We start from the raw sequence: 25,180 nt of genomic DNA on the forward strand, positions 1-25,180 counted from the left end.
TTGGAGGAAATAGTTCTCAAAGCACTGCTTATCAACGACAGGCTCTGCTAACTCAGCTAGGTCATGTTGACGAAATAGTGGCTCACTGTCGGTTTCCTCCCTGGCTTGTGCCTACCACGGGGCCTGCATAGCCCATGGTTACCATTTCGTATGAGCCGGAAAAGTTCAGCTTTTTACCTGGGGTGCCGTTGGTTTTGTAATATCGGAAGCTGACAACACGTGGAGATCCATCGGCTTCGAATTCCTTGAAGAAATCGAATAGGGTGGCTTCGCGTTTGATGGAATTAGTTAATGGCATTGTTCGTGACGATTATTGTCACGAAATTAGGGGGAGTGGCTGAGTGGAGAAAGGGCGGAAAATTGCCATTTGACCAAATACTGTGTTGCTACACAAATTTTCAAAAGATACATCGGCGCACGGCCGAATGTAATAGCGAAAGTACACCTTGAATTTCAACAAAATATACTACCTTCTATATCAGCCCGTTTCGAATCAGCCGTTATACAATTATGAAAAGCAATTCAGAAAGACGAAAAGAAATTTTCACTAATGCAATACCACCCGTTGGAACAAAAGAATATTTGACGGCAGTTGAGAATCTAAAACGAATAGAAAAGAACGATCCTAGGTTTAACGAATTTGTAAAAAAAAGTAGGGAGAAAGTAATAAATTCATTAGAGGCCCAATATTTGTCTCATTGTGGTTTAGTCACGGAAAAATCGCTTAGGCACTTTCTCAAAGAATTCAATTCGAGGGCATGGAACCATGGTCTAAGAAGTATGCCCGTCATGTTCAACATCTTGGAAGCATTCTTCAATTACGTGAAACCGGAAATGTACTTCGAGCTTATTGAAGAAGAAAACTACTTGATTTCATTTTTCGAATTCATCGACTTTGTGACCTCGAACGATTTTGCCGACAACAAAAATCTAATTGAAGAAAATCTAACCTCAGACATTATCTACAATTTTAATGTTGGGAAAGATCTTGATGAGATTACCTTCAAAACAGAAGATGGTGATGAGTTCATCGTAGCAGGGGTTTCTATTCTGAGAAGAGACAACGAAGTAACAATTTTAATGACAACGGGGAAGAGAGAAACGACAGATTCCTCAGAAAACGAAATTGAGTTTGAATTTTCCACAGACAATCCAAACAAACGTGCCCTGGTTGAGGAAATGAAAGAAAGATTAAAAAATGAGGGAAATGAATTCGAATACTTAGACCCTGACAAAAAATATATCAGAGTGCTAGTTGCTGGGAGAATTGACCTAGATACATCGACCATCGATGCAAGGTATATCGCAGAAGAGAGTAATTTGAGTTTCCGAGTGGTCACAGATGAGATCGATAGCTTTGTTAACAACAAAGGAGAATTTTACTCCGATTCGATGAAAGAAGCGTTTGAACTAAGCCGTAAAGAGGTAGATAATTTTGGTGCAATTGTAGAATTGATGAAATTTTCGTTATATCTCCCTTATTTTTTCAACTTACACGAGGAGTCTATCGTAGAGGAGGTTTTAGATACCGAGTTTAAAAAGCATTATAGCAGCCCACTAACCAAAAGGAAGTACAAGGACACATTTGGCGCTAAAGGTTCTACAAAATCGTTATATTCAATTGATAAAAGCAACATTTTTTCCCCTGACACTATAAAGCTTAGGGATGACTTATTTAAAATTCAGACAAGTGGATACTGGAAAAATCTAGATCTTGAAGAAATTGGCCAAGATAAAAAAGGTAATACTATTCACGGGAGAACCTGGGTACATCAAAATTTAAGTTGGTTTGAAGCCAAAGAGAAAGATCTGATTGTTGAGAAAGCTGCGGATTTATTTATTGGTGAAAATGCCGGTTTTATTTATATCATGCGAAACCCAACCATGACAAAAAATATTTTTAAAATTGGCTTAACTAGAAATGAAGTTGACGACAGAGCAAATCAACTTTCCAAAACAAGTGTTCCAGATAAATTCTACAAATCCCAAGAATGGAATGTGAAGAACTGTGTTACAGCTGAAAAGGAAATTCACATTAGGCTTAACCAATATCGAGTTGACCCAAGGCGAGAATTTTTCAACATTGAATATGATAAGGCTATTAAAGTAATCATGGAAGTAATTGATGAAATAAATCAATAGTAGTACTTACAGGCGAAAACTGCTTTTTGTGAGATTTAGACACCTTCTTCGTTACTGCCCATGAAATGTTATAAGTGTCAAAAACATAGTATGGTTCATGAGCAAAATTACGTATATCATGACACTTTCATGTGCTGCATTTGTGGATATCGGGCTTTTGAAAGGATTGAAGATTGCTGTCGTAAGCCAACCTTAATCGTAGCTCAGGATCACAAATACCAATTATCTCCCAGGCTTTACTATCAATGTGTTAATTGCTTTGGTTCTCTTAACAGATCAAAACCGTTAAAATCCTCCATGTTTGGCGACAGATGTGAACGCGAATTTTCAAACGTGTTATTTGATTTATGGATAAAAGCACGTAGCGATGAGAGTAAGTATTTGGCTCAACAAAACAGAGAGCTCAACAATCAGAATTCTGCATATTACAAGTATCTACAATACTTAGATTCGAAAGAGTGGAAGGTGAAGAGGGTGCAAGTTTTGAAAAGAGATAAAAATCTTTGCCAGGGGTGCAAAGAAAAACCAGCAGAACAGATTCACCATTTGACGTATGACCGTCTTTATAAAGAATTTTTAGAGGATCTCGTTTCACTATGCGTCAACTGTCATGAGAGGGAGCACAAGGAGCCTTTTCTTGATCTCACCCAAAAAAACCCACAGCCGGAATAACCGAGTTCCCCATGGCCATCCGGCCTGCCCTGGCTCCATATTTCGTGCATAAATAGTAATCCACCGTATCGGAAAGGTGGGTGGCTAGCTCCTGAGGGATGGAGCGGCGTTCGGTTTTTTGTCTTTTTCGAAATTGTCCAGGATGGGGGTTTGCTGCAGGGACATCATGGCTACTTTGGCGTTTCGAACGTTGAAGCGGACTTTTGGGAGGCATGCCACCGTGGCCCGATGTTTTCTTCGCGCAGGATCTTGATGAAGTCTTCCAGTTACGTATCAGTGTTACCGCCATTGTTGGGACGAATATATACTTGTAAAGCCGGTTTTGAAACTGTTCGCTGGGTAGGCATAAAAAAAGGCGGTCATTTTCGGGGTTAGAAAGGACGTGAATATCTTCTAGAATCGGTGCTACAACAGTCGTGGCGAGATCATGTAAGCCTTTTGATAATCTTATTACTTTATTTTCCAGTTGTTAAAATATGGTTACAATTATTTTGAAAATGTCCAATATACGCATAGATTTGTTGAAGGAAATCTAGAAAAATTAGATATCTTAATTTAATACCCACCACAACCATCACCTCCCCAAATGAAAAAAATCTCCGTTTACTTATCTCTCTTCATTGTTTCCCTCTTTTCAATATCATGCACGCTGGTTGACCACCAAATCGAGCCTGGGCCAGATGTATACATAACCGGTGTGGAAGAATCAAATGGACTGTTTACCGGTCAATATTGGAAAAATGGAAAATCAGTACGTTTATTGACTTCTCCAACACTTGTCTACCCGACAGCCATTGCAGTATCTGGAAATGATGTGCATGTAGTTGGATGGGTAAATGATCAAAAGAGCCAAGCCGTAGGCGTACATTGGAAAAATGGTAAATTAGTTGACTTTGCGAAGTTGAGACCTAGTTTTTTAAGTGATGTTGCTGTTTCAGGCAATGATGTTTATATAGCAGGTCAAGGGGTGGACCATGCGAACTATTCTTATGCTACCTATTGGAAAAATGGCGAAGCTGTGACTCTTGAAAACTCTATTGGCGGGTGGGCGAGAGCAGTGTTGCCATCTGGAAGTGATATATATGCTGCTGGTAGTTTCTGGAATGGAACGGTCACAGTAGCTACGTATTGGAAAAATGGAAAGTCTTTTAAGCTCACCGACGGAACCAAGCCTGCCATTGCCAACGCAATTGCTGTTTTAGGTGATGATGTCTACGTTGTGGGAATTGAAAGCAATATGGTCGGCAATGAAAATGCCGGATCAATCCAGATAGCGAAATGCTGGAAAAATGGAGTCGAGATACCACTTACCGATGGCAAAAATTACTCCGAGGCCAATGACATCACAATTGTTGGCAATGATGTGTATATCGCAGGCAAAGAAGATATCGGGACTTTGAATGCAGCTAAATATTGGAAAAATGGAAAACCGATAGCTCTTAATGGTGGATTAGTTGGGGTGGGTATTTCGGCATTCAACAACGATATTTATATCGTCGGTGGAACTTACATTGGTTCAAACGGGGTAGGCTTATATTGGAAAAATGAGCAGCCAGTTTATTTAACAGATGTCTCTAAAAATTCCTATCTCAGCTCGATATTAGTGAAAAACCCATAGTTGGTTTGTAGTTTCTAAGTAAAAGAGGGCAATTCATTTAAATGAATTGCCCTCTTTTTACACCTGCACCAGCAACGCCTTTGTCACTGCCCTCAACTAAAATTATTACCTATCCTTAACGGCAAATAATCCATCCCACTAACATAGATCTTCTCTTTAAAATCAAACTTAGCCAGATCAGCTTCATTCAAAGTTAGCTCTGCGTTCAGGTAACAAATGTTCCGGCGCATCGCCTCTGTTTTGGCCCATCGGGTAGCTTGCAGCCCATTTGCCCCGTTCAAGTAGTTGCTGGAGCTGACGTTGCGGTGGGTAGCTTACTCCTCACAAAACTTGAGAACCCGCTTTTCGATCACGTGGATCTTTTCCTGATCGGCTTTACAAAGAGTCCGTCAAAACCATGCGCGGTGCCTTTGAATTCCTGCCAGAGGGTGCTGGATGTGAATGATGCGTCGGGATCAGGGGCAATATTAAACAGCTAAATTTAATTAACCCACACCCCCAAATTTAGCTAATCATCACCCACAAATTTTGATTATCAATAGAATTTTGGTTTCAAAAAAATAAACTTTTTAATAACTTCGTCAGCACCTAACAACTAGAAATAATTCTAAACATTGAACGATTATTCACAATTGATTGCCAGAACTTCCTTCTCAAACTTAAATTAAATACGATGGCCAAACTTACTACTACTCTATTTTTCGCTTGTTTACTTGCTTTGACTGACGCGGCGTCTCAGACCCCGGTCACAGCCTACACAACGCAACCGAACGCCTCAACACCATCCGACTTTACGGCAACCGGATATATCCCGATCAATCCTACGGTGTACAATACGCACATTACGCGGGATAACAGAAATTTTTCTTCCTTCTTCGGAACCTCCTACCCATCCTCCGCTGCTACGACATCCATTGCTACGGGGTTCGTCGCCGGGGGGAAAACATTTAGCCGGGTATCTGCGTCACCCACCACCCCATTTACAAAAATCAATATTCAACGAAAAGACAACCCTGCATATACAGGAAACCGTTTCTCTGGCTTTTTCGAATACTCGTCTGTTCGAACGGCGGGGGGAACAGAGCAGTATAATGTTCGTGATAATGGCGACCTGGATATTTTCATTAAACCTGCGGCCATTTACACCATGGAAGCTGCATTGAATAATTTTTCTCTGTCCTATGGATCCGATAATATCTTTTCCAATTACGGGACGGGAAACGTCGGAAGCCAGGGAACTTCGCTTGCAGAATCAGGAAACAACATAGAGCGTGTAGACTTGATTTATGCGCCTGGTATGGAGACCTCTAATGCAGCAAACTTAGCTAACATGGGTGTGCTCGTGAATGAGAGAGGGGGTAATGATGCGTTTAAAGTGGCAGCAATTACCGGCCTGGATATCAACGGGGACGTAGCATCTCTTGGCTCAATTGTCTCCGTCGCCAGCAATGCATGGGGAACCGCTGCCGGGCCAGACATCAGTACCGTTGTATTCATGGGTGCAGAGGGTAGCGGTAATATTAATCCGAAGGAGCTGGTAGGGATGTCCGGAAACTCGGCCGGCCCACCCGCCACCCAGAAGGTTGCCGGTATTTTTTTCTCCCTTTCGGATTTGGGAATCGGGGTAAATACACCGGTTTACGGGCTGGCCATTTTCCCAGGTGATATTACGACTGATTTCCTTTCTTTAAATACCACCCCAACAAACACGCCGGATGCCGGAACGGGCGGACTCGACCTCATGTCGGGGAGCTTTTTTGCCATTGAACAGAGTATTCTACCGGTAACACTCGCTTCCTTTGACGGCAAACTTTCCGAAGGAAAACCGCTGCTGACCTGGATCACTACGTCTGAAACAAATTTTGACGGATTCCAGGTGATGAGAAGTGATGATGCAAAAAAGTGGGAAACAATAGAATTTGTACTAACGAAGCAAGTTTCTGACAAAACTAAAACCTACAAGTATGTGGACGAAAATGCACCCTCCGGTATAAATTACTATCGTTTGAAACTTGTTGATCTTGACCAATCGTATGCTTATAGTAAGATTATCCAAGTGTCTGTGAAAGGAGAAAACATTCTGTTCCCGAACCCCGTATCGTCAACCTTACATGTAAAAGCTTCGGACAACGACCTTTTGCTGACGAATAGGGTCGACATCAGAACCACCAATGGCTGGATCGCAAAATCGGTAAACACAACGGATAAATCGATATTCAGGAATGGAATACCCATATCGGATTTACCTAATGGAAATTACATTGTACAAATGATACAGCCAGGAGGAAGTTCAAAGTCTTATTCCATTGCCATAGTTAGGTAATTGACGACAAGACAATTGCCCTTTTCGAAAAGTTTATCCCAAACGAACCGGAAGTAGTCCCACCCGGGTAACTCAGAAATACGAGTTACCCGCTTTTTCGCATCATCATAGCATTCAGAAGATTTGGGTAAAATTTTCAGCTCCGCCGCTTCGTCGGGATAGCAACAAACGGGCTGCTCCGCTCTGTTTTTACAATTAAATCCTGTTCAAAAAAGCAGAAAGATCCAGCTCATCGTGCAAGATTTTCTGTTGCTCCAGCATTCTTATTTTCAGGTCTTTGAGAATGTTTTTGCTGGACGACCTGGCAAAAATATCATTCATCTCTTCCGGATCACGCTGTAAATCGAATAGTAAGATTTTGTTTGCAGCCGGATAAATGATCATTTTGTATCTGTCTGTCCGGACCATACGTTGCGTATGCATGTAGCAGCCATAAATGCTGCGGTAGGAACTTGCTCTTTTTGCGTCCCTGATGATGGGCATCAGGCTGTTGAAAAATACATGTTCAGGTTTGTGGATCCCGGCCAGCTCATAGGCGGTCGCCATGGCGTCCTGCAGGTAGACATTCTGGTCCCGCTTAGCACCCTTAGGAATACCCGGACCACTGATGATCAATGGGGGACGCATGCTGTGGTCGAACATGCTTTGCTTGCCCATAAGCCCATGGTGACCGACCGACAGTCCATGGTCGGAGGTAAACAGGATGAAGGTGTTGTCCAGTTTACCACTCTCTCGCAAGGCATCCAGGACTCTCCCCACTTGTTCATCCATGTAGGAAATACTGGCATAATACTCCTGAATACTTTTCCTGACAGCATAAGGCGTCCTGGGAAAAGGGGCCAGTTGCTCATCCCGCAGATCCGTTCCGCATCCCATTTCTGTTTTGAAAGGATAATCGTCGAGATAGCTGACAGGTAATTTTATCTGATCGACCGGATATTTATCTAGCCATCTTTTGGGTGCCTGCCGGGGATCGTGCGGCGCATTGTAGGCCAGATACATGAAGAACGGAGTTTCCTTTTTCGAAGCATCCTCGATATATCCTACCGCATCATCAGCCAATACTTCACTCCAGTGTTTGCCGCCCTTCCAGAATCCGCCATACTCTTCTTTCCAGGGTTGCCAGGTCGTGTCCAGCCTGGAAAGTGGTCTGTTGTATCCCTGCGGTGTTTGGTTTGGCATTCCCGGCCTTATGTGGCTGGCATGGTCGAACAACTTCCGGGCATCCGTAGCAACGTGCCATTTTCCCGTCATGTATGTTTCATATCCAGCCTGCTTCAATTGCTGTGGCCAGAATCCGTTCGCTGCTACAAGTGATGCGTAGTTTGCTTCCTGTTTTTTCGCATTCCAAACGGACATACCTGTGAGCAACATAGCGCGGCTAGCTACACAAACTGCCCCATGCCAGGCACCCATGTTAAAGGTATGGGTGAAAGTGGTGCCGTCTTGTACCAACCCGTCCAGATTCGGCGTGATCACCTGGCTGTTACCCAAAGCATGAATGGTGTTGTACCGCTGGTCATCTGTGAATATCAGAATGATATTTGGCTTGCTTCGTTTTTCCGGTTTCGGGTTGTCCGGTCTGCTCCCTCCGAGCATCACGGCAAGCCCCAGTATAACCGGTAATTGAAAAGCGCGAATCAGTTTTTGTAGCATCATCGTAAACAGGCTGCGGTGAAATTTCCGGGTAATTTGGCCAAAGGCAATTCTCATCACTTGGAAAGGTGTTTGTTCTCGTCAGAAACAGGAGCTTGAATTTCGACATTTAAAATGGGAAATGACTGTCTGTTGAAAGACAAAACGCCATTTTACCTTATTTTTCCCTTTTTTTAAATTAATACGGTAAAGTACTCCCTCATTACCAAACGCACTGATTTTTTCATCCCGGCGGGCAGGTCGGTATAAAATTTCGGCCCCATGCGTAAGCAAAGGGCCGAAATTTTTACGATATCAGCCGTGTCCAAGGCACAGGCTATTGCAATTTGCCGGGATCTACTACGGCATACTTAATCGATTGCCGGTTGTAGGTATAAGTAATGTGAACTTTGCCATCCTTGGCCTGAATGACGGCAGGATAAGCATAGCCGGCTTTCATGGGCTCATTTTCAAGCGTCATCACCGGTTTCCAGTTGATCCCATCTTTGGATATGGCTACGTTCAGGATATTGCGTCCTTTTGGTTCCGGGCCGTTTTTGGTGCTGTGGTTATATACCAGCAACTGGCGTCCATCCTTCAAAGTAACGGCATCTGTTCCGCTATTGGGATTGGGCAAATCCAGGGCCGTCATTTTGCCCCAGGTTTTGCCATTGTCTTCCGACCAGCTTTGAGACAGGACGTTTTGTTTGGTACGGCACACAATCTGCAGACGCTTTCCTCCATGCAACAATACACTGGGTTGTATGGCATCAAACTCCACCCCGTCGTGGATAGGACCTATCACCTGCCAGGTTTTCCCTTTGTCTTTACTGACTTCAAAATACACCATCCAATCCTGAACCTTGTTTTTCTCAAACTCGATACTGGTAGGACAGATGATCGTACCGTCACGCAACTGAACCGGTTTGTTTTTTACCGGCCCCAGCAGATGTCCGATTTTAGGATCATTGCCTAGTTTTTCGGGTTTCGACCAGGTTTTTCCATGATCGGTTGATGTCATCAGCATCCCCCACCAGGTCGTTGGACTCGGCCCCACTTTGTAAAAAAGCATCAACGGCCCTCCTTTGGGCAGGAACAGTACCGGATTCCAGCAGGGATAGCGCAAAGATTCGTTGATCACCCCGTTGGCAACTTCCTCAGGCCAGGTCCATTTACCATTCTCAAGACGTGAAACCCTTATACCCACATCCGGATTACTTTCGCGTGTGCCCGAGAAAAATGCAGCTACCATGCCTTTGGGAGTCTCTACAATCGTAGACGCATGTGTTTCGGGCGTTGGGCGGTTTTCGAGCGGGTAGATCAGTTCCGCACTCAGGAGTGCCCCCTCACCGGCAACCGCCTTCGCGGGTAACACATCACCCGGGCCCTTGTTATCAGTTAAATAAGGATATGTAAACGACGAAACAGCCAGCGCGAGGGAGAGGGAAATGATAACAGCAGTTAGCCTCATAGGTTTTTTAGTTGTAAAAAATTACATTTTGATATCTTATAAACGATTGTTACCAGGTATTGGGCTATCAAAGCAAAGGTTTTTGGCTTCAAATTACAAATGATGGACTGGGATGTCGTGAGTTGCACTGGAAGTTAGCAAACCATGAGCCATTGACTTAAAGAGGTGGATAGGTCCATCTGCTCGTAAGTAAATAATCCAGGTTACAAACCTGAGTAGAAAAACGCATTTTTGAACCATGTCCAGATGAACGTGGGTCAAAAATTGAAAAAAGGACTCACGAAGAGAATGAATAACACTATATTACCCCCTACCAAAATTACCTATTACTGGTGAAACAGAAATTAAAGCGGAGACCTGCATTTAAACACCTGAAACAACCGTTTTCAGCAAACTTACGACGCGTATTTGATTGCGATAGAAGGGATATTATTGTAGTAATTAAATGCTATAACAGTCAATAATTAACATCATTGTATTACAATTTTACCAAAGCGGAGAAAGCAATTTATATTTACATTCATTTTTACGCTTGTCTACGACAAGAAAAAAGGCTGTCACAAACTAATTTGTAACAGCCTTATATTCAGGTGGTGATGGACGGATTGGCCACTACCATCTAAAATAGCCCCTGAGAGCCAAGAGGTTAGATAAAAATGTGTTTGTCGCAATATTAATTCCATGATTTTGTCGCAATTTTTGTCGCAGTCAGCTGCGTGATTTTAATACATCTACCATCTCCCGAAGTAGCTTTATTTGCTCTTCAAGGCCTTTTTTCTCCGCTTCCAGCACTGCTATTCGCCTGCGTGCTGCTTCCAGGTCTGTACTCTTATACTCCGGCCCGTCCTCACTCCATTTCTTCAATTCGGGTTCAACTTCGGGGTATGCAGTCATGAAGTTTAATGGATTCACCCCGTATGCATCGGCGATTTTTTGAAGAAACGCGGTGTTAACGTTCGCCTTCCGAAAGATCGGATATAACGATTGCACCGTGTAATCGAGCTTTTTTGCAGCTCCGGGTATGCCATCTGGTTGCTTTTCAATGAAGTCTCTAATCGCTTTACCTACATGCATTCTTTATTTATTTTGAATATTTTTTTATTCATTATGAATAAAATTCATTATTGTTTTTCGTAACTTGGTATTAAATATCAACAAACATTATTGAATTTCAATGGCAACTTACACACCAACACGGTTCTGGAAACTCTGGAAAGAGGACCTTAAAGTTTCCTTTCCCAAAAAACAGCTTACCGACGCCTTACAGGATCGCTGGAAAATCACGCATAGCAACGTCCTGACACGGTTAAAGAAGGAAAATTTCATGGATTTAACCTCCGACATTTCATTCCTGTACGAACATTACGGTATAGGATATACGATTGAACGAGGATTCTTCTACGATGAAGAAAAACATGCTGCTATCAAAGAGCAAACTCTACGCGCTCGTGCCCAAAGGCTCGGATTGGCGAAATGAATTTTATTCGTTTTGAATAAAACCGCATCATCAAACTAATTATCCTATGATGAAATTGTTCACTATCAGCCTATGGCTGGCCGCCTCCTGCGGTAACGCGCAGGATTTCCCAGTTCCTGATCAGCCGGATTTAGAGAAAGCCGTTGACCGTTATTTCAGCTCACAGCTGCAAACGCAACTCATCGAACTTTCACAAACCAAGCGATTCCGCTGGTTATCCTATTTGCCCTCACCGGGCTATTCGCCGTTCGCCGGTGGCTTCACGATGAGTATGAATCTTTCTGCCCCTTTACAGGAAATCCGCTTGAATCACGCAACAAAAACCCGTTCGGAAGCAATTCGTCAGCAATCGGCAGCACAAGCCACCGATTTGAAAAACAGCTTGCAGTCGGATCGCCTGACGATTCTGAACCGGATAGCCGAATACGAGGCCCGGAAGGTACTGGATTCACTTAACCGACTTGCAGCCGAGCTGTCTGCTAGAAAGTACGCTTCCAACGAGATTACACCTACCGAATACATCTCCGCTTCCAAAGGATTCAACGAATACCTGAACAGCCGTCAAAAGGAGCAAAACGCTATTCACGAAGCAATTAACAACCTACTGTACAAAGCAAAAATGGACGTGCCCGCCAGCAACGCCCATCTGAATAACTTAACTCATAAGTAATATGAACAGCATAAAAGTACAACTTTTAAATCAGGTTTCGGTATCTGATATCGTAAAGTTCTATATGCCTGGGTACGAACCAGGTCGGGTTCAAAACTACAAATCTCCGTTTGCTGAGAAGGACGACAACCCGAGCCTGAATTTTTACGAAAAAGACGGAACATTGATGTTCAAAAGCCACAACACAGGGCATCAGGGCGATGTCTTTCAGTTTGTGGCCGACCTTAAAAAAATTGATTGCAAGAATGATTTCAACAGGCTGATCCAGGAAATTCAAAATGATCTGGGACTCCAATTGCCAAAAAGCGTAAACCAGTCAAAGAACATACGTATATCTTTCGACCGGCAGAGAATCGAACTCCTTGATTACTTTTCTAAAATCGGGGTGTCCGCTGACATATTGGAACGGTACAAAGTAAACCAGGTCAAATTTCACGAGTTTATTACCCGGAAAGGCTCACACTGCAAGTTTGACTATAAAAAACTTAAACAGCTTGCAATTTGCTATTCGATTGGAGATAGGATTAAGGTCTATTTCCCGTACATAGAAAATGTTCAGCCAAAGAAGTTTGGCTTTAAGGATCAAAGAGCAAACGATATTTTCGGGCTGGAACAGATTCAATCGCTCGACTACACGCCCGACCGGCTCTTTGTCGTGGCCGGGGAGAAAGATTGCCTGGTAATGACTTCCAGGAATTATCACTCAATCCCATTCCAATCAGAAAACAGGCTTCCATCCAAAGAACAGATAAAATTAATCTCCGGCCTCGCCAAGGAGATTTTTATAGTTTACGATCCGGATACAGAAGGTCGACGATTTGCAGATAAACTTTCAAGCGCCACCGGCTGGAAAATTGTAAACCTGCCGAATGAAAAGGAAGATGTTACGGACTATTTTCAAAAGAACCAACCACAGGATTTTGAACAGATCGTCGCCAGAGCCTCCGTTTCGAACGTTCAGGAGGAAACCGATAAGCCTCTGGAAATTTATACCATCTTTCACCAATCAGAAGATTTCCTGAGTAAGTACTACGATTTTCGTTACAACACGGTTTCGCTTGATATCGAATACAGTAAGAAAAACGCAAAAGCGTTTTCCGTAGTAAATGAAAATCAGCTATTTGTAACTATGAACAAGGCCGGCATTAAAGTCGGCATGGATAAGCTGATCTGTATTCTGAAATCCGATTTTGTACCACACTTCAACCCTGTAACATCCTATTTCGAGAACTTGCCAAAATGGGACAACGAAGACCACATCGGGATCCTAGCCTCGCACCTCCATGCAGAGCAACCTACGCAGCTGCACGTCCAGTTTAAAAAATGGCTCGTTCGTTGCGTGAAATGTGCGTTTGAGCCGGGTTACTTCAACAAGCAGGCGTTCATTTTGGTACACAGCAAGCAAAATTCCGGCAAAACAACCTTTTGCCGTTACCTGTGCCCCCCTGCCCTATCCAGCTACATTGCTGAAAATATCAGCGACGATAAGGACAGTCGAATAGCGCTGGTCAAAAATTTTCTGATCAACCTGGACGAGTTGAGCAGCCTTGCAAGGCACGAAATCAACAGCCTGAAAGCGCTTTTTTCAAAGGACTGCATCAACGAGCGTTTGCCTTACGACCGGAAAAATTCAATCATCCCGCGCATTTCCAATTTTATCGGCTCCACGAATATGGCCGAATTTCTTACCGACGAAACGGGCTCGGTCCGGTGGCTATGCTTTGAAATTCATAAAATTGATTGGGGATATCGCCAGGCCGTAGATATCAACAAAGTGTGGTCGCAGGCTTACAACCTTTACAAATCCAGTTTTCAGGCGGATATGAACCCGGCTGAAATCGCCGAGAACGAGAGCCGTAACAACAAGTTCCAGCAGCGAAGCGCCGAAGCCGAAATCATACCCACGCTTTTACGTGCATCCGACAGCGCAGACGCATTTGCAACATTTATGACGGCAACGGACGTGCTGCAGTACCTGCAAATCCATTCTTCTTTGCGGCTCAGCAAAGTAATGATTGGCCGGGCAATGCCAATCTGCGGATTTATACGCGTAAAAGACTCAAAAACAGACCGTTACGGCTACTGGTGTGTAAAACTCAACGATTTTAGTACTAAACCTCCATGACCTGGCGATTTGTCGCCTAATGGCAGGTTCGACGAAGGCGACAAAATAGATATTTGGTCACCCCCCCGTACCCCCCGATGATAATTTTATTTCACCGAAATGGGGCAGAAAAAAGAAAAAAAGGGGCGAAAATGGAAAACCATCTTACCTATCTTACCTGAACGAAATAACTCACTTATTATCAGTTACTTAAACTAATAAAATCCATCTTACCCTATCTTACCTGATCTTACCATATCCTACCTAACCGATAAGCCTATTTTGGTTACATAACTAACAGGTAAGATGATTTATCAGGTAAGATGAAGATTTTCAAGTTACCTGTTATAATATTTTGATTATCAAATATTTACAAGCAAACAGGTAAGATGGTAAGATGAAATCGCATTTTTCTGTACCAAAAAATAAAAACAAACTATGGAATCCGAAATACACTATCTTGACAAGAGGAAATCCGACAAGTTATTATTGACAGTCAGCAACATACGATACAAAACCGCCTTCCTGCTTATGATGGATTGTGGTTTACGAGTTTCAGAAACGGTATCATTACAGTTCTCAAATTTCGATTTCCGAAAAAAGACAATTACCGTACGCAGCCTCAAAAAACGGGATGATGTACAGCACAGGAAAATTCCAATTTCTGATCGTTTATACCAGGCATTATCTGAATATGTCACAACCTTAAAAGACACCACACCAGACGCGTGGCTATTTCCTCACCCAACACGCGAAGGACACTTAAACCGCAAAGCGATGAACAGCGCCTGCAACCGGGTAAGGGCGAAAGATCCGGAATTTAAAAACCTGCATCCACATGCATTACGTCATACGTGTGCGACACAACTATTATCCAGCGGTGCGCAGCTGCATGAGATCAAAGAAATCTTGGGCCACAAAAAATATGATACCACACTGATCTATTCCCACATCCCAACCGAGATATTGCGACAGCGTATTGACACGATGACGAAACCAAAACTTGGACTATGGCAACGCATTCAAAATTACCTGGTCGCGCCAAAACGGGCAACGCTAATCAACCTATCACACGATATCAACAACTTTATCATTGGCCGAAACGCTGAACTGCTTCAGATAACCGAACTGATCAATAAGAACTGCAATGTGATATTGATGGGGAAAATTGGGATAGGCAAAACGCACTTGATGAATCAGATAACCCCGGATAAGAAAATTTTACGGTTTGACGATTTTACAGACATTAAGAAAACCCTGATCGGCGCATTGATTTACCTGTACCAGAATGACAAGCAAACGATCTATGAAATGGTTTACGGGGATTTCGATCTGGATAAACTTGATACCCAATTACAAAGGGATTCCGTTTCCGCGCTCTGTAAAACCCTGGTCAGTACAGTAGCAAAGCATGAATATCTATTGATCATCGACAATTGCGACCGGATCACACCAAAAGGGATCAAAGCCCTGGAAGAGTTAAAAGATCATTTTACTATTCTCACATCTGCGCGCGAAATTCCTATAAACAAATCATCATTCCTGTGGAATTTTGAAACGATCAGAATAGAAAATCTCAGCAGGCAGAACTCACTCGAGTTAATTCACAAACTGGCCTACGACATTGAGATAGAAGATTTTGAAATTTTCCGAAACCACATTTGGGAACAATCCAACGGCAACCCGCGCGTAATTTTTGAACTGGTGGAGCGGTTTCGCAAGGAGATAATAGTATCCACCGATATCGTACGGAGTGTCAAGCACCACGGCAGCATGAAGGAAATTGACATGTCGTTTGCCGTCATGCTCTTGCTTGCATCAATGGCCATCCTGCGCTACGCATCCGCAGAAGTCGGCAACGACAGTTTGAAATTCATTGGCGGCTGTGCCATGATCCTGTTACTTTTCAGTAGGTACATTTTCAACTTCACCAAACGCAAAGTGATATGAGAACCAGACAGATGCACACACCAAAATTCATTTTGGACGAGCTAACAGAATTTGTACTAGCCGATGAGTATACCACCTTTTGGACCGATCGTACCAAGACTAAAATTCTGTATCAATTCCTTTCCAAGTTCCGGCAACAATTCGACACCGATATGGAATTTGCAGAAACCATTTCCGAGGTTCTAGCGCAATTCAAGATCCAAAATTGTAATACCGCACCGCATCCAGGTCAGCACTAACCAAGCAATGGGCTATATCCATATGTGGCCACATTTATATACACCGCCAGCCTATACATAAATACACACTCATTTATACATTCACCAATTATGAAAAAGGATAAAACAGTCTGGATTTTCCAAAATTATGCTCAGGATGCCACTGGCATTTACACCAATCTATCAGAATTGATCCGATCAAATTCCCTGCAAAGACAGGAACCCGCAATCAGAAGAGCACTTTCAAAAGGTTTCGCGGGAATACAACTAAGCGGACGATGCTTTATTGATAATGTAAAAGTCAATGAACCGCTTGACCGAATTAACAGAACCAATTACTATTATCTGATCCCGCGATAAAATGGAAAATCATTTCACTGTGACCGCAATTGAGTCGGGCACTTCGAAAATAACTCATCCGGACTGTACCATGAAACCCAAAACAAGACACTATTGCACATCATGCGGGATCAAACAATTTGAATTCGCTATGAAAGAAATATACTACCCATTGTTAAAAAAATCGGCCTGGCATTGCCAAAATTGCATGTCCACTCATGCGGACAATCTGCATTTCAAAACGGGCGAAAAAGACCGGTATTTGCTAGAACTTTTTTCGGGTTCCGGGACCGTATCGCGGGTCGCAAGAGAGGAATTCGGGTACCGTACGTTCACGATCGATCTGGAAGAACAGTATCAACCTGATCTGTCTGCCGACATTGCCAAACTGGCCTTGCACCAGATTCCGGACAGGAACAAAATTTCCATTGTCTGGGCATCAGTTCCCTGTACCCAATATTCCATACTAAACCTGGTCAACCATTGGGAAAAGATCACATACAATCACCGGAGCTACTACTATTTCCCTAAAACCGACGCAGCCAGGTCAGCGGTCCGACTCTTGGAAAAAACACTATGGCTGATCAGGAAAATTAACCCTACGTACTATTTTATCGAAAATCCGCGCGGAGCGCTCAGGCACATGCCACAGATGAATTACGCTCCATTTCGGCACGAAATCAGTTATTCAGATTTCGAAATGGACATCTACAAGCCGACCGACATCTTCACCAACTGCAACTTTTTAAAGCTCCCCAGGATCAGCAGCTGTGTAGGCCGATCCTTTCCTGGTTCTGTCAACAAATTAAGCAGCGCCTACGAGCGCAGCATAGTACCGCCGGCTCTGATCCGGGAAATTTTGACACAAGTCGATTCTCAACATTCACATTCATTCACAGCTGCCATAGATAAAGCTAACTATGCTACCAGGTAACAAAGTTTTTCAAACATATTTTGGGGGCAAAAATGGCAGTGGTGTTTACCAGCAGATCATCAACGTCATCCGTCCACATCATGTATACATGGAATTATTTGCTGGATCAGGAGCCGTATTCCAGAACAAAAAACCGTCTGCCACCAACATCATCAATGATATTGATCCGATGGTTTACGAAAGATGGAAAGCCTCCAGCATAGACAATATTGTCTTGCTAAACACCGATGCAATCAGGTTTTTAGAATCTTACGAATTTAACCCTGATCTGAAATACTGCATCTATCTCGACCCGCCGTATCCACTCAGCTCGCGGAGATCCAGCATAGACGTTTACAACTATGAGATATCGGATCATCAACACATTCAATTACTAAATGTTGTAAAGCAACTTGAATCCATGGCCAACATAGACATAATTGTCTCAACCTATAAAAATGAGATGTATGCTGAACATTTGAAAGATTGGCAGCTTCTAACTTTCCAGGCTAAAACCCGCGTTGGTTTGGCAACGGAATATTTATACATGAACTACCGAAACGACGAGGGAATACTCCATGACTACGGTTTTCTGGGAAACACTTTTACCGACCGACAACGCATCAAACGAAAGATTGAGAGGGAAATTCAAAAACTTAAAAACCTTGACCCACATGAAAGGAACGCCATTATTTTCTCAATTATCGAGGAATATCAGCTGCAGCATAGATGAATTGATCTATGGTCGACGGAACCGGCAGCATAGCTCTTCCCATCTATGCGGTCCACATAGACATAATAATCTATGCTGCATCATAGCTATTTCCATCTATGTTGGCCGAAGGATTATTATTCAATCATTCAGTCACTCAAACATTCAAAATTGACATCATGAGCGGAACCAACCACATCACCGGTGGAATCGTTTTCACCGGCATTTTCGCCAGTTTCTGGAACGTCAATATTTTTGCCCGGCCTGAAATGCTCGCAGCTACGGGATTCTTTGCTATCCTGCCGGATATCGACCATTTAAAATCTCCAATCGGCAAAGCATTTTATCCATTGGCCAAATGGCTCGACCGCAAGTACGGCCACAGGACAATCACCCACAGCCTCACGGTTTTCATTCCGGGAATCTTTCTGGTGATGTTTCTGGAAAAGCTGCTGAGTACCGGCTTTTCGTACACGCTCGTATTCGCGTTCGCGTATTTCTCGCACCTGCTTTTTGACATGCTCACCAAACAGGGCGTACCGCTATTCTATCCTTTCAAACGCAATCCATGCGTTATTCCTGGCAACCCGGATATGCGCCTGCGTAGCTCTGACCTGAAAACCGAAGCTGCCTGTTTTGCCATTTTCATTTTGTTGGGGATCACATGCCAGAACCTTTTTACAAACGGCTTCTGGAACACCTACAACCGGCAGTTTGCCGACCTGAAACATTTACATCAGGAAAACGTACAATCAGAAACCATGCTGTCAGTTGCTTACAAATTCAGAAATGAAGCTGGAAAAGAGATTTCTGGCTCAGGGCGACTGATCAAATCCGCTGAAAATCAGGCGATAATTTGGGACAATAACCAGTTTATCAGGATCGAAAAAACGGACAGAATTATCAGTTTGACCCCGACCCGGACGCAAAAAATGATTTCCACCAAAGAGATATTCTTTTCCAACATCAGCCCCGACAGCCTCCGAAAGTTACTGACCGCAAAGCCCCTGATCACACTGAAATTACAGGCCAATTACCCGTTCATATACACAAAGCAGAATCAGCCGATGGAATCCAAAAGCGCGGATCTTGCCTATATCGTGGACCCGACATTTGATTTTATAAACAAACCGGCCGTAGCAGCCGACACCAGCACCATCGAAGCCAGGCGCAGGATTCTGCTCTACGAGCTCGCAAGCGAGTACAAGCGCATGTCTGCGATCCAAAGCCAGCGCCAAAACCTGGCAAACCAGATCACAAAGCTCACCACCGAGATAAACACGCTCGATCTTTACGAGCGCGAAAAAGCCACAAAGGAACTCCAAAAGCTAAAAACCGAACTGGCAAACCACCAAGACGCCGAAGATAATACAGGAAAAATCCGCCTTCAGCTGCAAGCCCTGAAAGCAAAACCACAAGCCGAACCGGAACCGGTAAAAGTTTCGGGTTACATCAATATGCTCGAACCATGAAACAATTTTCAAAAACCCCGCTCCTTTTTATTTTTTTCTGCCTAACTTCCTGCGAGTGGCCCGGGGAGTACCGGGATATTGAGATTAGTATTGAGGGTGTTGATTATGCCATGGTTTATATTTTTAGCCTGCCAGACAGTAACCAAACGATTACCAAGCCTTTCGACAGAAGACACGCAGAACGCGTCCACCTTTCCCACATTCCGGACGGCCATATCATGCTCCGCGTCTCCGCCGATAAAAACCGGCAAATGGTGAATGTGGACACGGCTATTACTTATACGGGAAGGTTTGGCTGGGGGGTGGAGTTTTGAAAAGAGAAATAGGGGCTCAGGCGAGTTGACAAAGCCCCTATCAACGATTGTTCACCGACGTGAAGATCAATAAAAAACTAAACTTTGTTAGGTTGAGCCGAATCAACTTAAACTTCCATTTCTTTTTCTGCGGAAATTACTTCATCAGCTGTTGCCACAGCATCAGCATCCGGTATAAAAGAAAAGGCTCCAAGGCATTTATTTGAATGCAGATAGGTGTAATAAACTTGCTTTTTGTCTGAGCTTAACACACCAAACCATTTTTGAGAAGTCGCTCCAACAAAATTTCCGACAACTTCAAACTTGATATCACCCTCAGTCTCAATATTTCCCAAGCTTTTCAATGTCTGACGTATTTTTTCATTTTCTCTGAATTTTCCAGAGTATTTTACACACTCCAAAAACCCGATGGCCTTTTTCTTAAATTCTATTTCACCTTTTTTCATTGTTAGGTCATTTGTGTTTTACACTTAAAAAATACGAAGGGCATTTGATCTATGCCCTTCGTTATTCTGACAACCACTACCCTTCGGGTGGAAAAGGGTCGTTACCGTAACTATTTCTATCTCTAATCTGCCCATTTCTTCCGTGTATTAACAATTCGGATTGCTGATTAATTGCTATCTCACGTGCACGTTCTATCGCCTCGGCCTGCGTTCCGGTTACAACCGTCACGCGCGAATTACCTTCCCCTCTTACGCCCCAGTTGCCGTTGTGGGGTACAACATGTTGATTTTTTTTCATTGTTTTGATTTTTTACCTGATTTTTTCACTGTTTCCTTAACCGTGGTATTCTGGTGGGTCTTTGCAAAACCTGGTTTCACATACCTACCTGTTACTGCACTCCTATAAACCGACTTATTCATTTTAAACACCTCCTTTCGTTTTGTACCTATTTTTAAGAAACAGGTACATACATACGAAAGTTCACTTTATCGTTGTATTTTTTACATTTTAAAGCCTTTTTTTCACATTCCAAGAATATCTACACTATGATGAAAGATAATTTACTTAATCGCCTTTTAGATTGTCGAATAAATATGCCATATTGCCATAAATAAACTTTAACGTTGAATTTTCAGTGTTAAAATACTGTTATTGTTATGAAATCCTTCTAAACGTTATACATTTGTGGCACCAGAAGCCGAAGTGGAACAATTTTTGAGAGATTTTTTTGTGAAGTATGGAATTTTTAACATTCTTTTTACAGAACGAACCAATCCTAAAAATGCTCAAACCTTATTACAGCTGGAAATTTCACCAGCGAAACGTCGCACAATAATCGAATCAATTACCGTTAAGGATTACGTTGATGGTCCAATCACAGATCAGCTATATGGAATTTCGAGTCTTTGGGTGTTTGGAAAAGCTCACGGCGGGAAAGAAATCTATATAAAAATTTCCTTGGGGCATCCAAGTTCAAGTGTACTATGCATATCCTTCCACGTTGCCTCTCATAAATTGAAGTATCCCAAAACATAAAATATCATGAAAAGCCCCATAACAGGCAGAGAAATGAAAGTGCTGCGAGAAGCTGCCTCTCTGTCGTTTAGAAAAGAGGATTTCGACATTACTTATCACTTTTTTGAGTGCGAAGATTCAAAAGAGCGATATACTGATGATGTATTAGACCAAATAAATACCATTCAGGTACATAATCGTTATAGAGAAAAGTATGGCATCCCATTTCCAGAAGAAATAAAAAATATTAGGATGATTTACGGTATTTCAGCAAATAAAATGTCTGAGATTCTAGGCTTAGGTACTAATTCGTATCGTTTATACGAATCTGGTGATATGCCATCCGTAGCCATTGGTAGGCTTATATTATCCATTAAAGATCCAATTGAATTTATAAAGCAGGTTCGTGCCAGCGCGCACATTATAAAAGAAAAAGAGTCGGAGAAACTCATAAAATTCGCTGAACAACTAATTGCTGATCGCGAAGAAAAGAAAAGACAAAGAAAAGTAGTATTGGAAAAAAAAGAAATTCCCGGCGAGTTAAACGGATACAAGGCTTTGGATTTGGATAAGATTTCGGGTATTATATCTTTTTATAATAAGGAGAATGGCATTTCTTTATGTAAGACTAAATTAAATAAATTACTTTTTTATTCTGATTTTCAAAATTATCAAAGATATGGATATTCTATGTCCGGCATCACTTATCAAGCGATACAGTACGGACCTGTCCCATACAGATATGACAAGCTTTACGTTAAACTTTCAGAAATCGGAAAGTTGTCGATTGAAGAAAAGGAGTACGGAGAAGGTATTTTTGGAGATGATATTAAAAGCATTGAAAATTTCGATCGAGAATTATTCGAGGATTCGGAATTTGAAATCTTGTCTTGCATTGTTAATAGTCTTGGTAAGATGACCACAAAACAGATTGTTGATAAAAGCCACAATGAGTTAGCCTGGAAAGAAAACCATCAAACCTGTTCGTTAATTTCTTATAAATATGCTTTCTCATTGACAGAACAACTTTCGCTAAAAGTATTAAATCAAAATTTTTGTGAAGAAAAGGAAATGATTCCAGCTTAGTATTCCCGCACTCGCACAACCCATTCCCCAAGCCCCGCAGCCGCAACATGCCAAAGCTTGGGGAACCCGGTTGCTTCACCAAAGCAGAGCACCATCACACAGATATTTAACTCCATCTAGCCGCACAATTAAACAGACCGTCCAATTTTGCTAAAAGCAAAATCGGCCATCCAGTTTAATCCTTCTCCGCTCTTTCGGCCACAGGCGTAAGGATATCCATATTTGTCCCTTTTGCTCGTCTCGCGCAAGGCCAGGTATCCCCGCTGACCATCCAACCAAGAAAGTAAAATTGCACCTAGGCGGGTATAGCGGTCTCCCTCTGGTCGTTCAGTCAGGCCGCGCAAGTATCGCGCCATCACTCCGCAAGCTGCGTTCTGTCACGCTACTTGCAATGCGGTTCCCTCGTAAAAACTCGGCTCTTCCTTCTCTTCCGGCGGTCGGCGGCGGCCCTCCGACATTATTTGCGGGGTCTGTGGTGTCGGGCCGCCTTTCATATTTGTGCGCCCCCTTTGGCCATTTTCGCGCCCCCGCACCCCTTCCCGCGCGAAAAATGGCCGGGCGCTCCTAGCCAGCACAGTCTCGCCTTCGAGCGTCCTGCATCCATTGAAAAATCCTGCTAAGCATTCCTAAGTAATGTCCTGCCAGACCCCGACTTCCAAAAAAGCATTCAGGTTCAAAAAGTGCAGAAAAAAAATAAATAGAATTGTGACCGTTACCGTGCAAAAGAGTCTAATTATCAGACGGTTGTTAGCCGTTTGGATGAAGTGATTACCAAAGGATCGAAGCAAAATTGCTCCGATCCTTTTTCTTTTTCCGCACACTATATCTGGATAGTCTTTAACCTTTTTTATACCTACGACTATGAAAAAAACAATCATCCTTTGCCTGATTGCCCTGCAAGGCTGCAATCATGTTGTGCCACTTAAAGGCAATTATCAGGACATTGCAGCAAGTGCTGTGATCAGCAAACCGCCGTCCGCAGTATGGGAAACCGTGCTGGACATTATCGCAGAGCGCGGATATCCGGTCAAGTTCATCGACAAAGAAAGTGGCATTTTGATATCCGATAACATTTCTCTGAATGATCATTCCAGTTTTGAAACCCGCACAGGAACATTGTACAAGCCTGACGCTTACATAGCTGCCGAACGCTTCTCCAATGAATACCCGACCGAAGCCCGAAAATACAAAATGGGCGCTACCTGGACGGTACGCCTTAAAAAACTGACCGACAGTACCACCCTGGCAAAAGCCAGGCTGGACCAGGTAACCATAGATGCATACGAGCTGAATGGCAAATCGACCGGGAAATTTGAGAAATGGCTTCTCGACGAGCTGGCCCGTTGACGGACAAGATTGATAATCAACCGCCTGAAAGCTTGCAGTTTAACCTATTAAATAGTTACTTCAATAAAATTTAATCGCTTCACTTAATTTAATCACATTATGGGAAAGTATGTTGTTAATACGCGTACCAATGGTGAATTTCAGTTTAATCTTAAAGCCGACAACGGGCAAACCATCCTGAGCAGCGAAGGTTATTCTTCCAAGGCAAGTTGCATGAACGGTATTGAGTCGGTCAAAAAGAATTCGCCCGACGATGCCCGCTACGAAAAAAATACATCCAAAAACGGGAAATATTATTTCAACCTGAAAGCCACAAACGGTCAAATTATCGGGTCGAGCGAAATGTATGAAAGTACATCGGGACGAGACAACGGCATTGAATCCGTGAAAAAGAACGGCCCGACAGCAACAACAGAAGACCAGACGGCATAATTCGCATTTAATCCGACATAAAACGCTATATAAAAGTGACTTAACCTAACTAATTCGTCCAAAGTTTTTAAAGTTTGTTGATGGTTATTAATGGATTGAAGATTATCTTCAGTCCATTTTTTTTAATCATTCGAATGCTTCGGCCCTGATACCCGTCTGCCTAGGTCTCGTCCAGGCTACACAAACCAGCGGCCCATCCATCCGCCTTCCCGAGCCTCACCAGCCGGGTTTGGTCGACCGTGCCGACTTTCCATGGATGCCACATCTTGGTCGAGGCCCTACGCACGCATCACACAAGTATTACGAAAGATACGACCGGTTTGGAACGCGCAAGGGTGGCGCGAAAAGCGCCATCCGATAAAAAATCTCCACCCTGCGGGTAGTATTTTTTCCCGGCAAACCCTTGCACTAATCCAAACCTACCTCGTGCTACACGCGTAATGCTTGTGCGTTGCAGGCAGGTTAACCACTTCTAATATGGACACATTAGATAAGTTATGGCAGTTACAGCAGAGCCTTTCAAAGGATCTCAGCAAAGTGCAGCAACAATTGGACACCGCCAAGTCCCCAGCTGCTACGGTGTTTTTGAAAGCGAAGCGCCACACAATCTGGAAGCTTTATCAGCAGGTTTGCGACCTGGTTTTACCTTACTGAATTATGGAAAGGAAAATCCAGCACAAAGCGGAGCGCCGGTCACGAGGTTACCGGTGGGTTCCATCACTGTTGCTTTCGGGGGTTTGGTTCCAGGAAGCAGGTTTTCAGGCCGGCGAGAAAGTGACCATTTCGGTCGTCGCCGGTCAAGTGATTATTAGCAAGTAATTCAC

At 43.1% G+C, this 25,180-nt stretch carries 27 protein-coding genes; 20 read left to right on the plus strand and 7 right to left on the minus strand.

The features are described 5' to 3' along the window. Positions 1-82: 82 nt before the first annotated feature. Complete coding sequence (locus DYADSP32_RS17690) at positions 83-298, minus strand: hypothetical protein (RefSeq protein ID WP_149241507.1); 216 nt, start codon at positions 296-298, stop codon at positions 83-85. Positions 299-510: 212 nt separating this feature from the next. On the opposite strand from DYADSP32_RS17690, the gene DYADSP32_RS17695 reads away from it, so the two are divergent. Beyond that, positions 511-2,142, plus strand: a complete 1,632-nt coding sequence (locus tag DYADSP32_RS17695) for a GIY-YIG nuclease family protein (RefSeq protein ID WP_149241506.1) — start codon at positions 511-513, stop codon at positions 2,140-2,142. Between the two features lie 297 nt (positions 2,143-2,439). Beyond that, positions 2,440-2,814: an HNH endonuclease gene (locus DYADSP32_RS17700; RefSeq protein ID WP_149241505.1), complete on the plus strand. Its 375-nt coding sequence runs from the start codon at positions 2,440-2,442 to the stop codon at positions 2,812-2,814. On the opposite strand, the gene DYADSP32_RS17705 is transcribed toward DYADSP32_RS17700, so the two are convergent. After that, complete coding sequence (locus DYADSP32_RS17705) at positions 2,786-3,103, minus strand: hypothetical protein (RefSeq protein WP_149241504.1); 318 nt, start codon at positions 3,101-3,103, stop codon at positions 2,786-2,788. The two genes, DYADSP32_RS17700 and DYADSP32_RS17705, sit on opposite strands and share 29 nt — an antisense overlap. 297 nt (positions 3,104-3,400) lie before the next feature. On the opposite strand from DYADSP32_RS17705, the gene DYADSP32_RS17710 reads away from it, so the two are divergent. Both DYADSP32_RS17710 and DYADSP32_RS17715 read left to right on the plus strand, forming a co-directional pair. After that, positions 3,401-4,432 carry a hypothetical protein gene (locus DYADSP32_RS17710; protein WP_149241503.1) on the plus strand — a complete coding sequence of 344 codons (1,032 nt, stop codon included), beginning with the start codon at positions 3,401-3,403 and terminating at the stop codon, positions 4,430-4,432. A gap of 673 nt (positions 4,433-5,105) precedes the next feature. Continuing rightward, positions 5,106-6,755 carry a hypothetical protein gene (locus tag DYADSP32_RS17715; protein WP_149241502.1) on the plus strand — a complete coding sequence of 550 codons (1,650 nt, stop codon included), beginning with the start codon at positions 5,106-5,108 and terminating at the stop codon, positions 6,753-6,755. A 195-nt stretch (positions 6,756-6,950) separates the two neighbouring features. Here DYADSP32_RS17715 and DYADSP32_RS17720 read toward each other — a convergent pair whose 3' ends face one another. From DYADSP32_RS17720 to DYADSP32_RS17730, 3 genes are all read right to left on the minus strand, one after another. Continuing rightward, positions 6,951-8,468, minus strand: a complete 1,518-nt coding sequence (locus DYADSP32_RS17720; protein ID WP_414617876.1) for a sulfatase-like hydrolase/transferase — start codon at positions 8,466-8,468, stop codon at positions 6,951-6,953. 259 nt (positions 8,469-8,727) lie between these two features. After that, positions 8,728-9,861 (minus strand): sialidase family protein, encoded by a 1,134-nt coding sequence (locus tag DYADSP32_RS17725; protein ID WP_149241500.1) that lies wholly within the window; start codon positions 9,859-9,861, stop codon positions 8,728-8,730. Positions 9,862-10,569: 708 nt separating this feature from the next. Next, a complete protein-coding gene (locus DYADSP32_RS17730; RefSeq protein WP_149241499.1) occupies positions 10,570-10,935 on the minus strand; it encodes a hypothetical protein in 366 nt (121 codons plus the stop codon). Positions 10,936-11,035: 100 nt separating this feature from the next. Here DYADSP32_RS17730 and DYADSP32_RS17735 point away from each other — a divergent pair, with 100 nt between their 5' ends. From DYADSP32_RS17735 to DYADSP32_RS17780, 10 genes are all read left to right on the plus strand, one after another. After that, the gene (locus DYADSP32_RS17735; RefSeq protein ID WP_149241498.1) at positions 11,036-11,338 is read left to right on the plus strand and encodes a hypothetical protein; all 303 of its coding nucleotides are present in this window, start codon (positions 11,036-11,038) and stop codon (positions 11,336-11,338) included. Positions 11,339-11,384: 46 nt separating this feature from the next. Further along, on the plus strand, positions 11,385-12,008 hold the full coding sequence (locus tag DYADSP32_RS17740; protein WP_149241497.1) for a hypothetical protein: 624 nt from the start codon (positions 11,385-11,387) through the stop codon (positions 12,006-12,008). A gap of 1 nt (position 12,009) precedes the next feature. Further along, entirely contained in the window at positions 12,010-14,133 is a 2,124-nt protein-coding gene (locus DYADSP32_RS17745) for a VapE domain-containing protein (protein ID WP_414617877.1), read from the plus strand. A gap of 417 nt (positions 14,134-14,550) precedes the next feature. Continuing rightward, the gene (locus DYADSP32_RS17750; protein WP_149241496.1) at positions 14,551-16,062 is read left to right on the plus strand and encodes a tyrosine-type recombinase/integrase; all 1,512 of its coding nucleotides are present in this window, start codon (positions 14,551-14,553) and stop codon (positions 16,060-16,062) included. After that, positions 16,059-16,301: a hypothetical protein gene (locus DYADSP32_RS17755; RefSeq protein ID WP_149241495.1), complete on the plus strand. Its 243-nt coding sequence runs from the start codon at positions 16,059-16,061 to the stop codon at positions 16,299-16,301. The genes DYADSP32_RS17750 and DYADSP32_RS17755 overlap by 4 nt, the downstream gene beginning before the upstream one ends. A gap of 90 nt (positions 16,302-16,391) precedes the next feature. Further along, positions 16,392-16,640 (plus strand): hypothetical protein, encoded by a 249-nt coding sequence (locus DYADSP32_RS17760; RefSeq protein ID WP_149241494.1) that lies wholly within the window; start codon positions 16,392-16,394, stop codon positions 16,638-16,640. A 130-nt stretch (positions 16,641-16,770) separates the two neighbouring features. Beyond that, positions 16,771-17,553: a hypothetical protein gene (locus DYADSP32_RS17765; RefSeq protein WP_149241493.1), complete on the plus strand. Its 783-nt coding sequence runs from the start codon at positions 16,771-16,773 to the stop codon at positions 17,551-17,553. Beyond that, on the plus strand, positions 17,540-18,265 hold the full coding sequence (locus DYADSP32_RS17770; RefSeq protein ID WP_149241492.1) for a DNA adenine methylase: 726 nt from the start codon (positions 17,540-17,542) through the stop codon (positions 18,263-18,265). The genes DYADSP32_RS17765 and DYADSP32_RS17770 overlap by 14 nt, the downstream gene beginning before the upstream one ends. A 158-nt stretch (positions 18,266-18,423) precedes the next feature. Next, a complete protein-coding gene (locus DYADSP32_RS17775) occupies positions 18,424-19,716 on the plus strand; it encodes a metal-dependent hydrolase (protein ID WP_414617878.1) in 1,293 nt (430 codons plus the stop codon). Further along, positions 19,713-20,030, plus strand: coding sequence for a hypothetical protein (locus DYADSP32_RS17780; protein WP_149241490.1), 318 nt, complete (start codon positions 19,713-19,715; stop codon positions 20,028-20,030). The genes DYADSP32_RS17775 and DYADSP32_RS17780 overlap by 4 nt, the downstream gene beginning before the upstream one ends. Positions 20,031-20,137: 107 nt before the next feature. On the opposite strand, the gene DYADSP32_RS17785 is transcribed toward DYADSP32_RS17780, so the two are convergent. Both DYADSP32_RS17785 and DYADSP32_RS17790 read right to left on the minus strand, forming a co-directional pair. Then, positions 20,138-20,476 carry a hypothetical protein gene (locus DYADSP32_RS17785; protein ID WP_149241489.1) on the minus strand — a complete coding sequence of 113 codons (339 nt, stop codon included), beginning with the start codon at positions 20,474-20,476 and terminating at the stop codon, positions 20,138-20,140. Positions 20,477-20,552: 76 nt separating this feature from the next. After that, positions 20,553-20,774, minus strand: a complete 222-nt coding sequence (locus tag DYADSP32_RS17790) for a DUF2188 domain-containing protein (protein WP_149241488.1) — start codon at positions 20,772-20,774, stop codon at positions 20,553-20,555. Positions 20,775-21,161: 387 nt separating this feature from the next. On the opposite strand from DYADSP32_RS17790, the gene DYADSP32_RS17795 reads away from it, so the two are divergent. From DYADSP32_RS17795 to DYADSP32_RS17820, 6 genes are all read left to right on the plus strand, one after another. Next, on the plus strand, positions 21,162-21,512 hold the full coding sequence (locus DYADSP32_RS17795) for a type II toxin-antitoxin system MqsR family toxin (RefSeq protein ID WP_149241487.1): 351 nt from the start codon (positions 21,162-21,164) through the stop codon (positions 21,510-21,512). A gap of 6 nt (positions 21,513-21,518) precedes the next feature. Further along, a complete protein-coding gene (locus DYADSP32_RS17800) occupies positions 21,519-22,577 on the plus strand; it encodes a type II toxin-antitoxin system antitoxin SocA domain-containing protein (protein ID WP_149241486.1) in 1,059 nt (352 codons plus the stop codon). A gap of 861 nt (positions 22,578-23,438) precedes the next feature. Further along, positions 23,439-23,924, plus strand: coding sequence for a hypothetical protein (locus DYADSP32_RS17805; protein ID WP_149241484.1), 486 nt, complete (start codon positions 23,439-23,441; stop codon positions 23,922-23,924). Between the two features lie 99 nt (positions 23,925-24,023). Next, complete coding sequence (locus tag DYADSP32_RS17810) at positions 24,024-24,356, plus strand: YegP family protein (protein WP_149241483.1); 333 nt, start codon at positions 24,024-24,026, stop codon at positions 24,354-24,356. Between the two features lie 477 nt (positions 24,357-24,833). Continuing rightward, on the plus strand, positions 24,834-25,010 hold the full coding sequence (locus DYADSP32_RS17815; protein WP_414617879.1) for a hypothetical protein: 177 nt from the start codon (positions 24,834-24,836) through the stop codon (positions 25,008-25,010). A gap of 3 nt (positions 25,011-25,013) precedes the next feature. After that, the gene (locus DYADSP32_RS17820) at positions 25,014-25,175 is read left to right on the plus strand and encodes a SymE family type I addiction module toxin (protein WP_149241482.1); all 162 of its coding nucleotides are present in this window, start codon (positions 25,014-25,016) and stop codon (positions 25,173-25,175) included. Positions 25,176-25,180: the final 5 nt, after the last annotated feature.

The sequence above is a fragment of the Dyadobacter sp. 32 genome, assembly GCF_902506755.1.
Classification (GTDB): Bacteria; Bacteroidota; Bacteroidia; order Cytophagales; family Spirosomataceae; genus Dyadobacter.

Bases quoted from the DNA above. Each gene is read 5' to 3' on its own strand.
- DYADSP32_RS17785 (WP_149241489.1), bottom strand. From the start codon at position 20,476: ATGAAAAAAGGTGAAATAGAATTTAAGAAAAAGGCCATCGGGTTTTTG.
- DYADSP32_RS17760 (WP_149241494.1), top strand. From the start codon at position 16,392: ATGAAAAAGGATAAAACAGTCTGGATTTTCCAAAATTATGCTCAGGAT.
- DYADSP32_RS17710 (WP_149241503.1), top strand. From the start codon at position 3,401: ATGAAAAAAATCTCCGTTTACTTATCTCTCTTCATTGTTTCCCTCTTT.
- DYADSP32_RS17810 (WP_149241483.1), top strand. From the start codon at position 24,024: ATGGGAAAGTATGTTGTTAATACGCGTACCAATGGTGAATTTCAGTTT.
- DYADSP32_RS17705 (WP_149241504.1), bottom strand. From the start codon at position 3,103: ATGGCGGTAACACTGATACGTAACTGGAAGACTTCATCAAGATCCTGC.
- DYADSP32_RS17790 (WP_149241488.1), bottom strand. From the start codon at position 20,774: ATGAAAAAAAATCAACATGTTGTACCCCACAACGGCAACTGGGGCGTA.
- DYADSP32_RS17740 (WP_149241497.1), top strand. From the start codon at position 11,385: ATGATGAAATTGTTCACTATCAGCCTATGGCTGGCCGCCTCCTGCGGT.
- DYADSP32_RS17720 (WP_414617876.1), bottom strand. From the start codon at position 8,468: ATGAGAATTGCCTTTGGCCAAATTACCCGGAAATTTCACCGCAGCCTG.
- DYADSP32_RS17800 (WP_149241486.1), top strand. From the start codon at position 21,519: ATGAAAAGCCCCATAACAGGCAGAGAAATGAAAGTGCTGCGAGAAGCT.
- DYADSP32_RS17700 (WP_149241505.1), top strand. From the start codon at position 2,440: ATGTTTGGCGACAGATGTGAACGCGAATTTTCAAACGTGTTATTTGAT.
- DYADSP32_RS17725 (WP_149241500.1), bottom strand. From the start codon at position 9,861: ATGAGGCTAACTGCTGTTATCATTTCCCTCTCCCTCGCGCTGGCTGTT.
- DYADSP32_RS17735 (WP_149241498.1), top strand. From the start codon at position 11,036: ATGGCAACTTACACACCAACACGGTTCTGGAAACTCTGGAAAGAGGAC.
- DYADSP32_RS17805 (WP_149241484.1), top strand. From the start codon at position 23,439: ATGAAAAAAACAATCATCCTTTGCCTGATTGCCCTGCAAGGCTGCAAT.
- DYADSP32_RS17755 (WP_149241495.1), top strand. From the start codon at position 16,059: ATGAGAACCAGACAGATGCACACACCAAAATTCATTTTGGACGAGCTA.
- DYADSP32_RS17750 (WP_149241496.1), top strand. From the start codon at position 14,551: ATGGAATCCGAAATACACTATCTTGACAAGAGGAAATCCGACAAGTTA.
- DYADSP32_RS17775 (WP_414617878.1), top strand. From the start codon at position 18,424: ATGAGCGGAACCAACCACATCACCGGTGGAATCGTTTTCACCGGCATT.
- DYADSP32_RS17820 (WP_149241482.1), top strand. From the start codon at position 25,014: ATGGAAAGGAAAATCCAGCACAAAGCGGAGCGCCGGTCACGAGGTTAC.
- DYADSP32_RS17715 (WP_149241502.1), top strand. From the start codon at position 5,106: ATGGCCAAACTTACTACTACTCTATTTTTCGCTTGTTTACTTGCTTTG.
- DYADSP32_RS17780 (WP_149241490.1), top strand. From the start codon at position 19,713: ATGAAACAATTTTCAAAAACCCCGCTCCTTTTTATTTTTTTCTGCCTA.
- DYADSP32_RS17765 (WP_149241493.1), top strand. From the start codon at position 16,771: ATGAAAGAAATATACTACCCATTGTTAAAAAAATCGGCCTGGCATTGC.
- DYADSP32_RS17695 (WP_149241506.1), top strand. From the start codon at position 511: ATGAAAAGCAATTCAGAAAGACGAAAAGAAATTTTCACTAATGCAATA.
- DYADSP32_RS17690 (WP_149241507.1), bottom strand. From the start codon at position 298: ATGCCATTAACTAATTCCATCAAACGCGAAGCCACCCTATTCGATTTC.
- DYADSP32_RS17730 (WP_149241499.1), bottom strand. From the start codon at position 10,935: ATGCATGTAGGTAAAGCGATTAGAGACTTCATTGAAAAGCAACCAGAT.
- DYADSP32_RS17815 (WP_414617879.1), top strand. From the start codon at position 24,834: ATGGACACATTAGATAAGTTATGGCAGTTACAGCAGAGCCTTTCAAAG.
- DYADSP32_RS17745 (WP_414617877.1), top strand. From the start codon at position 12,010: ATGAACAGCATAAAAGTACAACTTTTAAATCAGGTTTCGGTATCTGAT.
- DYADSP32_RS17770 (WP_149241492.1), top strand. From the start codon at position 17,540: ATGCTACCAGGTAACAAAGTTTTTCAAACATATTTTGGGGGCAAAAAT.